The organism is Pseudomonas sp. JV245A (genome assembly GCF_032424515.1).
Classification (GTDB): domain Bacteria; phylum Pseudomonadota; class Gammaproteobacteria; order Pseudomonadales; family Pseudomonadaceae; genus Aquipseudomonas; species Aquipseudomonas protegens.
This window is the reverse complement of record NZ_VYKE01000182.1, coordinates 1-9067: the sequence shown is the minus strand read 5'-3', so window position 1 is coordinate 9067 and position 9067 is coordinate 1. Positions and strand designations below refer to the sequence as shown.

At 64.6% G+C, this 9067-nt stretch carries 8 protein-coding genes; 2 read left to right on the top strand and 6 right to left on the bottom strand.

What is annotated here, in order from left to right; translation table 11 throughout:
• From F6S12_RS27830 to F6S12_RS27820, 3 genes are all read right to left on the bottom strand, one after another.
• Positions 1-924: mechanosensitive ion channel family protein (locus F6S12_RS27830; RefSeq protein WP_315869553.1), on the bottom strand; the 924-nt coding region annotated here is incomplete at its 3' end.
• A 133-nt stretch (positions 925-1057) separates the two neighbouring features.
• On the bottom strand, positions 1058-1684 hold the full coding sequence (gene ycaC, locus F6S12_RS27825) for an isochorismate family cysteine hydrolase YcaC (protein WP_011062354.1): 627 nt from the start codon (positions 1682-1684) through the stop codon (positions 1058-1060).
• 146 nt (positions 1685-1830) lie between these two features.
• The gene (locus F6S12_RS27820; RefSeq protein WP_011062355.1) at positions 1831-2706 is read right to left on the bottom strand and encodes a pirin family protein; all 876 of its coding nucleotides are present in this window, start codon (positions 2704-2706) and stop codon (positions 1831-1833) included.
• Between the two features lie 97 nt (positions 2707-2803).
• Between F6S12_RS27820 and F6S12_RS27815 the strand changes: the two genes are divergently transcribed.
• Together F6S12_RS27815 and dkgB are read left to right on the top strand one after the other, a co-directional pair.
• The gene (locus F6S12_RS27815; protein ID WP_026020155.1) at positions 2804-3712 is read left to right on the top strand and encodes a LysR substrate-binding domain-containing protein; all 909 of its coding nucleotides are present in this window, start codon (positions 2804-2806) and stop codon (positions 3710-3712) included.
• A gap of 221 nt (positions 3713-3933) precedes the next feature.
• Positions 3934-4737 (top strand): 2,5-didehydrogluconate reductase DkgB, encoded by an 804-nt coding sequence (gene dkgB / locus F6S12_RS27810; protein ID WP_123430441.1) that lies wholly within the window; start codon positions 3934-3936, stop codon positions 4735-4737.
• 76 nt (positions 4738-4813) lie between these two features.
• Here the strand turns inward: dkgB and F6S12_RS27805 are convergent, their stop codons facing one another.
• The 3 genes from F6S12_RS27805 to mgtA form a co-directional block, all read right to left on the bottom strand.
• Positions 4814-5260, bottom strand: coding sequence for a response regulator (locus F6S12_RS27805; protein ID WP_015636408.1), 447 nt, complete (start codon positions 5258-5260; stop codon positions 4814-4816).
• 327 nt (positions 5261-5587) lie between these two features.
• Complete coding sequence (locus F6S12_RS27800; protein ID WP_015636409.1) at positions 5588-6304, bottom strand: MgtC/SapB family protein; 717 nt, start codon at positions 6302-6304, stop codon at positions 5588-5590.
• 205 nt (positions 6305-6509) lie between these two features.
• A partial coding sequence (mgtA, locus tag F6S12_RS27795) for a magnesium-translocating P-type ATPase (RefSeq protein ID WP_315869552.1) occupies positions 6510-9067 on the bottom strand: 2558 nt, incomplete at its 5' end.

Below are 9067 nucleotides of genomic sequence, written 5' to 3'. Positions count from 1 at the left end.
GCCGATGCCGCTGGCCTGCAAATGGCGGAAGGCCAGGTCGAACAGTTGGTTGCGCACCTCGCGCTTGTGCCCCATGTCGGCGACAAAACCGCTGATCTCGTATTCCGCGCCACTGCTGCTGGTGCTCTTCATCGCCACGCTGGCCGCCGGGGTGCTCAACAGCAGGCGGCAGCCCAGGGTGGCCCGTTCCAGGGCCTCGATGACTTTCTGCGGGCGCGCGTGGGGGCTGACCTGCACGCTCACCGACAGGCCATGAACATCCACCGGCCGGCTGAAGTTGGTGATCTTGGCCTTGGACGCCAGGGAGTTGGGGATCACCACCATGCTGCCTTGGGAGGTCTGCAGCCGGGTGGCGCGCCAGTCGATGTCCAGCACCCGCCCCTCGGTGCCGTCGATGGCGATCCAGTCATCGATCTGGTAGGGCTTGGTGGTGTTGAGGACGATCCCGGAAAACAGGTCGCTGAGGGTGCTTTGCAGCGCCAGGCCGACGATGATCGCCAAGGCCCCGGAGGTGGCCAGCACGCCCTTGACCGGCAGTTCCAGCACATAGGCCAGGGCGGCGATGATGGCGATGAGGAAGATCACCGCGCCCATCAGGTCCTGCAGCAGGCGCCCGGTATGCCCCACCCGCTGCATCATCAGGGTGCCCAGCAACACCGTCAGGGTCCGCGCGCCAAACAGCCACCAGCCAATTTCCAGGCCGGTGGCGGCCAGGTGCAGGGGCACGTCGTCGGGCCAGGGCGCGGCCTGCATCGGGTTCATGCCCTGGTTGAACAGCATCAGGCTGTAGAGGGAAAAGATCAGCACCCGTACCGCCAGCTTCCAGTAGTCGCCACGGCTGCCGATCAGGCGCCAGAGCAGCATATCCAGGAACAGCAGGAACAGCGCGGCCAACAACGGATGATCGCTGAACAGGGAAGACATCGAGGCACTCCGGCATGACGAAGACGGCACGATCGCACGAAAGACGCAGGAGCAGGTATAGCTGGAAAAGCCCGGGGCGTGCGCCCCGGGCCGGGATCGGGCGACGGGCGCAGGGCCCGCCGCGACTCAGGGATTACTGGCCCTGGGTCAGGGTGTTGTAGCTGGTCATCAGGTTGCGGTAGTCGGGGATGTGGTTGGAGAACAGGGTGCCCAGGCCCTCGATGTCGTTGCGCCAGTCGCGGTGCAGCTCGCAGGCCAGGCCGAACCAGGTCATCAACTGGGCGCCGGCATTGGACATGCGGTTCCAGGCCGAATCGCGAGTCAGGGCATTGAAGGTGCCGGAAGCGTCGGTAACCACGAAGACTTCAAAGCCTTCTTCCAGGGCCGAGAGCGCCGGGAACGCCACGCACACTTCGGTTACCACGCCGGCGATGATCAGTTGCTTCTTGCCGGTGGCCTTGATCGCCTTGACGAAGTCCTCGTTGTCCCAGGCATTGATCTGGCCCGGGCGGGCGATGTACGGCGCATCGGGGAACAGCGCCTTGAGCTCCGGCACCAGGGGGCCGTTGGGGCCGGTTTCGAAGCTGGTGGTGAGGATGGTCGGCAACTTGAAGTACTTGGCCAGGTCGGCCAGGGCCAGCACGTTGTTCTTGAAACGATCGGGCTCGATATCGCGGACCAGCGACAGCAGGCCGGCCTGGTGGTCTACCAGCAAAACGGCGGCGTTATCCTTGTCCAGACGCTTGTATGCAGTGGTCATGTGAAGTCCTCGCTAATGATCGATGCCGGAAGACCCGGCTTGGATGAAACCCGTGGCACGCTCCGCCGGGGTAACGGCGGGCGTCGGGGAGTAGCACGCGACTGGCAAAGCCTGGTGGCCGATGCCCGCCGCACCAGTGCAACCGGTCAGTGACCGGTTGCGTCCATCTGGCCGAAGCGTCCCGATTGGAAATCGACGAAGGCCTGATGAATCTCTTCTTCGCTGTTCATCACGAACGGGCCGTGGCCGACGATGGGTTCGTCGATGGGCTCGCCGCTGAGCAACAGCACGATCGCGTCGTTGTTGGCCTCCAGGCTGATGTCCTGGCCGTCACGCTCCAGCAGCGCCAGCTGACCTTCGCGCACCAGCTCCTGGCCATTGACCTGCACCGTGCCGCGCAATACCACCAGGGCGCTGTTACGCCCCGAATGCAGAGGCAGGTCCAGGTGCTTGCCGGCTTGCAGGCGGATGTCCCAGACGTCGATCGGGGTGAAGGTCCGTGCAGGGCCCCGGTGGCCATCGAACTCGCCGGCGATCAGGCGCAGGCTGCCGGCATTGCCCGGCAGCGGGACCTGCGGGATGTCCGCCGCAACGATGGTCTGGTAACCGGGCGCCGCGAGCTTGTCCTTCGCCGGCAGGTTGACCCACAACTGGACCATTTCCAGGTTGCCGCCACGCCGGGCGAAGTCCGTGGAATGGAACTCCTCATGGAGGATCCCCGAGGCCGCGGTCATCCACTGCACATCGCCAGGGCCGATCTTGCCGCCGCTGCCGGTGGAATCCCGGTGTTCCACCTCGCCGTCATAGACGATGGTTACGGTTTCGAAACCGCGATGGGGGTGCTGGCCGACGCCGCGCCGGGCGCTGGTGGGGCTGAACTGCGCGGGGCCGGCGTGATCCAGCAGCAGGAACGGGCTGATGTGCTGGCCCAGGTTGTCGTAGGAAAACAGGGTACGGACCGGGAAGCCGTCACCGACCCAATGGGGCCGTGGACTGGTGTAGATGCCGATGATGTTTTTCATGTCGTCCTCCAGAACTATCTGATGGACACACCTTAAAACTCAGACCTTTGCCGCGCTAGACTGCAAAAATCACCCTTAGCGTTCTATCTGGAGAACGATCTTGGAAGATCTGAACACCCTCTACTACTTCACCCAGGTGGTGGAGCACCGTGGCTTTGCCGCCGCGGGACGGGCCCTGGACATGCCCAAGTCCAAGCTCAGCCGGCGGATTTCCCAGTTGGAGGAACGCCTTGGAGTGCGCCTGATCCATCGCACCAGCCGCCACTGTTCGCTGACCGAGATCGGCCAGGAGTACTACCAGCGCTGCCTGGCCATGCGGGTGGAAGCCGAGGGCGCGGCGGAAGTCATAGAACGCAACCGCTCCGAACCCCAGGGTCTGGTACGCGTGGCTTGCCCCACGGCCCTGCTCAATTCCTGGGTGGGGCCGATGCTTACCCGCTTCATGCTCAAGTACCCCCTGGTGGAACTGTTCATCGAGAGCACCAACCGCCGGGTCGACCTGATCCACGAGGGCTTCGACATCGCCCTGCGGGTGCGCTTCCCGCCCCTGGAAAACACCGACCTGGTGATGAAGGTGCTGGGCAACAGCACCCAGTGCCTGGTGGGCCACCCGGATTTTCTCCAGCGCCTGTCGGGCCCGGCAACACCGGCCGACCTCAGCGGTTTGCCGAGCGTGCACTGGGGGGCGGCGCAACGTGAATATCAATGGCAATTGCTGGGCCCGGACGGCGCCGAGGCACTGATCCGCCACCGACCGCGGATGGTCACCGACGACCTGCTGGCGTTGCGCCATGCAGTGCTGGCGGGCATCGGCATCGCCCACCTGCCCAAGGTGGTGGTGCGTGAAGACCTGGAGGCCGGGCGACTGCTGGAACTGGTGCCCGACTGGGCGCCAAGGTGCGGCATCGTGCATGCGATCTTCCCCTCGCGCCGAGGGCTGCTGCCTTCGGTACGCAGCCTGATCGACTTTCTCGGGGAGGAATTCAGCCACAGCGACATGGCCTGAGGCTCAGAAGCAAGCGCCTGGAGCGGCCAGGCGGTGGCGGTTGGGCAGCCTCCCTGTGGGGTTCGTGCCTGGGTTGCACGATTCGCCGGCAAGCGGGTTCCTACAGGGGCAGGTGGATTCGTGAACGCGGGGCAATATTCCTTTGTGCCGGCGGCGGTTTTTCGCAGCAACGCAGGTACGGATACTGCCGGCCAATCCCACTGCAATGCCCGGAGTGCCCCATGTCTGTACCCGCCTTTGGCCTCGGCACCTTCCGCCTTCAGGGCCAGGTGCTCATCGATTCCTTGAGCTGCGCCCTGGAACTGGGCTATCGCGCCATCGATACCGCGCAGATCTACGACAACGAAGCCGATGTCGGCGCCGCGGTGGCCGCCAGCGGCATTCCCCGCGACCAGCTGTTCATCACCAGCAAGATCTGGATCGCCAACCTGTCCCGGGAGCGCCTGATCCCCAGCCTCAAGGAAAGCCTGCACAAGCTGCGCACCGATTACCTGGACCTGACCCTGATCCACTGGCCCTCGCCAGACAACCAGGTGCCGGTGGCGGAGTTCATGCAGGCCCTGCTGGAAGCCAAGACCCAGGGCCTGACCCGGCAGATCGGCGTGTCCAACTTCAGCAATGCCTTGCTGCAGCAAGCCATTGATGCCGTCGGGGCCGAGCAGATCGCCAGCCACCAGGTGGAATTGCACCCCTACCTGCAGAACCGCAAGGTGGTGGAATTCGCCCGCAGCCAGGGCATTCACATCACCTCCTACATGACCCTGGCCTATGGCGAAGTGCTCAAGGACCCACTGATCCTGCAGATCGCCCAGGCACGCCAGGCCACCCCGGCCCAGGTGGTGCTGGCCTGGGCCATGCAGTCGGGCTATGCGGTGATCCCCTCCTCCACCCGCCGGGCCAACCTGCAAGGCAACCTCGCAGCCTGCGCCTTGACCCTGAGCAGCGCGGAGCTTGAGAGCATCGCCGGCCTGGAGCGCGGCCAACGCCTGACCAGCCCGGCAGGCATTGCCCCGCAGTGGGACTGAAGCGCGAACGGCGCTGACAAAAACGCCAAACGGCATCCCTGGGGATGCCGTTTGGCGTGGGGTGCGAAAACCTCGCTCAGCTCGGGCTACCCCAATGGCCATGCGATTGCACCAGCCGCTGCCGGGAAGGCCCGGAGGCATCGGGCAATGGCGGGTCCACCCACAGCATCAGGCGCTTGATCGCCGCGCTGTCCGGCCATTCGGCCGGGCTGACATGCACCTTGCACCGCCGGCTGCCGGAAGTGGCGGCAAGATGCTGGCTGCCGTAGATCAGGGCTTGCTCGATATGCGGGTGGTCCAGGCAGAAAGCCAGCAGGTCGAAATCGCTGCGGACAGCCAGGTTGGCGTTGATGATCAGCAGGTCGAACGACTCGCAGGAATACTCCACCAGCGTCAGCAGTTCCTCCAGCCTGTGCACCGGGGCCACTCGGTAATAGTTCAGTTGATTCAGGGGTCTTTCGATCTGCATGCGACGAAAGTGCTGATCATCGGCAATCAATATGCGCAATGCTCTGTTGGACATTTTTCTGATCCTGCTGACAAGACTTCGGCACTGCGAATACCGGCCCTACTCCCGGGCCGCTGGAAGGCTAAGCCAGTGCGTGGAAGTTGGCTCTAGGAACAACCTGAAAGTCGCTGCCAAGGCCCCCCCGGCGGACGGCGCTCGACCCCGGCCGCCTGGCGCTCGCGGCTCGCCCTCCGGCCCCGCTGTGCAACCGTGCCCTACCCTAACCACCGGCCACGGCTTTTAGCAGGGGTCAGGCCCTTGAAAGGTCTTGTTGTCAGGTAAGCACCTTCCGAGAAAAGCCGAGCCGTATCTCATGCCTCCCCTGGCGGAGGCGAAAAATGCTCATTCGGTGGTGCTCGGGCTCCAGAACGCCTGCTGCACCCAGGGCGATGTGGACAGCCGGGCCACCAGTGCATCCAGTTCGTCACCGTCCACCGAGGTGGTCGCCAGGGTCGCCTCGATCTCCACATCCTCCGTACCGAAGGCGTGCACATCAACGTCGCTGGCGGGGTAGTTGCAGCGCGCCAGCTCCGCTTCCAGCAGGGCGAACACTGCCTTCTGCTTCGAGCGGTGGGCGATCACGTAGACGATATTGGTGACCTCGGCGGACACCACGTCCAGGGGCTGGCGGTTGATGTTGTTGACGATGGGCCGCAGCAGAGTATTGGCGGCCAGCACGAACAGGGTGCCCAGCAGTGCCTCGAGGATCAGGTCGGCACCGGCGCAGGCCCCCACCGCTGCCGAGGCCCAGAGGGTGGCGGCGGTATTCAGCCCACGGACGTTACCCTCCTCGCGCATGATCACCCCGGCGCCGAGAAAGCCGATGCCGGAGACCACGTAGGCCACCACCCGCACCGCCCCTTCGGCGCCCCCCAGGCGGTTGGCCATGTCGACGAAGATCGCGGCCCCCACCGCCACCAGCACATTGGTGCGCAAACCCGCGGTGCGCTGGCGGTACTGGCGTTCGAAGCCGATCAGGCCCCCGAGGATAAAGGCGGCGCTGAGGCTGACCAGGGTATCGATCAGCGAGTCCAGGTTGATGTTGTGCAGGGCTTGCATGGCGACTGTCCTTGAGCGAAGGGCATGAATGGCACCAGAGGACTCTAGCAGCGGTCCATGAACGTCTCATGGCCTGCCGTGGATGCACGGCTGACCGTAGGAGCTGGCTTGCCAGCGAAGAGGCCCGTAAGGGCGCCTTAGCCCGCCGGGGAGCTTTCGCTGGCAAGAAAGCCTTCGCCAGCGAGCTGGCTCCTTCAGGGCAGCATTACTGCCAGCCGAAGCGCCGCACGTAGAAGCCCTTCACCGCCTGGGTCAAGGCCATGTAGGCCAGCAGGATCAGCGGCAGGAACACAAAGTACAGCGACGGCAGCGCCTGCAGCTTGAAGTAGTGCGCCAGCGGGCCCATCGGCAGGAAGATCCCCACCGCCATGATGACGCCGGTCATCACCATCAACGGCATGGCCGCGCGGCTCTGCAAAAACGGAATCTTCGGCGTGCGGATCATGTGCACGATCAGGGTCTGGGTCAGCAGCCCCACCACGAACCAGCCGGACTGGAACAGCGTCTGGTGGTCCGGGGTATTGGCGTCGAACACGTACCACATCAGGGCAAAGGTGGTGATGTCGAAGATCGAGCTGATAGGCCCGAAGAACAGCATGAACCGCCCCACATCCGCCGGCTGCCAGCGCTGGGGTTTTTTCAGCATTTCCTCATCGACGTTATCGAAGGGAATGGCGATCTGGGAAATGTCGTACAGCAGGTTCTGCACCAGCAGGTGCATCGGCAGCATCGGCAGGAACGGAATGAAGGCACTGGCCACCAGCACCGAGAACACGTTGCCGAAGTTCGAGCTGGCGGTCATCTTGATGTACTTGAGCATGTTGGCGAACGTCCGGCGCCCTTCCAGCACGCCCTCCTCCAGCACCATCAGGCTCTTTTCCAGGAGGATGATGTCCGCCGCTTCCTTGGCGATGTCCACCGCGCTGTCCACGGAAATGCCGATGTCGGCGGTGCGCAACGCCGGGGCGTCGTTGATGCCGTCGCCCATGAAGCCCACCACGTGGCCGTTGGCCTTGAGCAGGCGGACAATGCGCTCCTTGTGGGTCGGGGTCAGCTTGGCGAACACGTTGGTGGTTTCCACCGCCTGGGCCAGTTGCTCGTCGCTCATGCGCTCGATGTCGTTGCCCATCAGCAGGCCCTGCTGCTCCAGGCCCACTTCGCGGCAGATCTTCGCCGTCACCAGTTCGTTGTCACCGGTCAGCACTTTCACCGCCACGCCATGTTCGGCCAGGGCCTTGAGGGCCGGCGCAGTGCTTTCCTTGGGCGGGTCGAGGAATGCCACGTAGCCGATCAGGGTCAGCTCGCACTCGTCCGCCAGGCTGTAGGTATCGCGCCCGTCGATCATCGGCCGCGCGGCCACCGCCACCACCCGCAGCCCCTCTTCGTTGAGGTCGGCGGTCACCTGGCGGATCCGCGCCAGCAGGCTCTCGGTCAGGGCTTCCTCGGCTTCGCCATGGCGTACGTTGCGGCACACCGCCAGCACTTCCTCCACCGCCCCCTTGCAGATCAGCAGGTGCGGCCGGTCCTGTTCCGCCACCACTACCGACATGCGCCGACGGGTGAAATCGAAGGGGATTTCATCGACCTTCTGGAATGCCGTGCCGACCTTGAGCTCGCGGTGCACCTCGACGTGCTCCAGTACCGCCACGTCCAGCAGGTTCTTCAGCCCGGTCTGGTAGTAGCTGTTGAGGTAGGCCATTTCCAGCACGTCGTCGGAATCCTCGCCCCAGACGTCCACGTGCCGCGCCAGGAAGATCTTGTCCTGGGTCAGGGTGCCGGTCTTGTCGGTGCACAGCACGTCCATGGCGCCGAAGTTCTGGATCGCGTCCAGGCGCTTGACGATGACCTTCTTGCGCGACAGGAACACCGCGCCCTTGGCCAGGGTCGAGGTGACGATCATCGGCAGCATTTCCGGGGTCAGGCCCACGGCAATCGACAGTGCGAACAGCAGCGCCTCCATCCAGTCGCCCTTGGTGAAGCCGTTGATGAACAGCACCAGGGGCGCCATGACGAACATGAAGCGGATCAGCAGCCAGCTGACCTTGTTGACCCCGCTCTGGAACGAGGTGGGCGCGCGGTCGGTGGCGCTGACACGCTGGGCCAGGGCGCCGAAATAAGTGCTGTTGCCGGTGGTCAGGATCACTGCCGTGGCGGAACCGGAGACCACGTTGGTGCCCATGAACAGGATGTTGTCCAGGTCCAGGGGGTTGCTGGTGTCGGCGTCCTGCTGGCGGGGGAATTTCTCCACCGGCATGGATTCGCCGGTCATGGCCGCCTGGCTGACGAACAAGTCCTTGGCGCTGAGCACCCGGCAGTCGGCGGGAATCATGTCGCCGGCCGAGAGCACGATCAGGTCGCCGGGCACCAGTTGCTTGATCGGCAACTCGATGCGCTGAGCGCCCTTGACCTCGGCGGCGGCCCCCAGCAGGCGGCCGAGCATCGGCGCGGCCTGGGGCGCCGACCCTGGGCGCATGACCGTGGCGGTGTTGCTGACCATGGCTTTGAGGGCATCGGCGGCCTTGTTCGACTTGGCCTCCTGCCAGAAGCGCAGCAGGGTCGAGAGCACCACCATGGAGAAGATCACCGTGGCCGCCTTCATGTCTTCGGTCAGCCAGGAAATCACCGCCAGCAGGGTCAGCAGCAGGTTGAAGGGGTTCTTGTAGCAGTGCCACAGGTGGGTCCACCAGGGCAGCGCCTGCTCGTGCTCGACCTCGTTGAGGCCGTGACGCTCACGCAGGGCATCGGCCTCCTCGGTGCTCAGGC

What these genes read in the sequence shown, in the direction of transcription:
- ycaC (WP_011062354.1), bottom strand. Translation starts at nt 1,684, where the DNA reads ATGACCACTGCATACAAGCGTCTGGACAAGGATAACGCCGCCGTTTTG.
- F6S12_RS27820 (WP_011062355.1), bottom strand. Translation starts at nt 2,706, where the DNA reads ATGAAAAACATCATCGGCATCTACACCAGTCCACGGCCCCATTGGGTC.
- dkgB (WP_123430441.1), top strand. Translation starts at nt 3,934, where the DNA reads ATGTCTGTACCCGCCTTTGGCCTCGGCACCTTCCGCCTTCAGGGCCAG.
- F6S12_RS27805 (WP_015636408.1), bottom strand. Translation starts at nt 5,260, where the DNA reads ATGTCCAACAGAGCATTGCGCATATTGATTGCCGATGATCAGCACTTT.
- F6S12_RS27800 (WP_015636409.1), bottom strand. Translation starts at nt 6,304, where the DNA reads ATGCAAGCCCTGCACAACATCAACCTGGACTCGCTGATCGATACCCTG.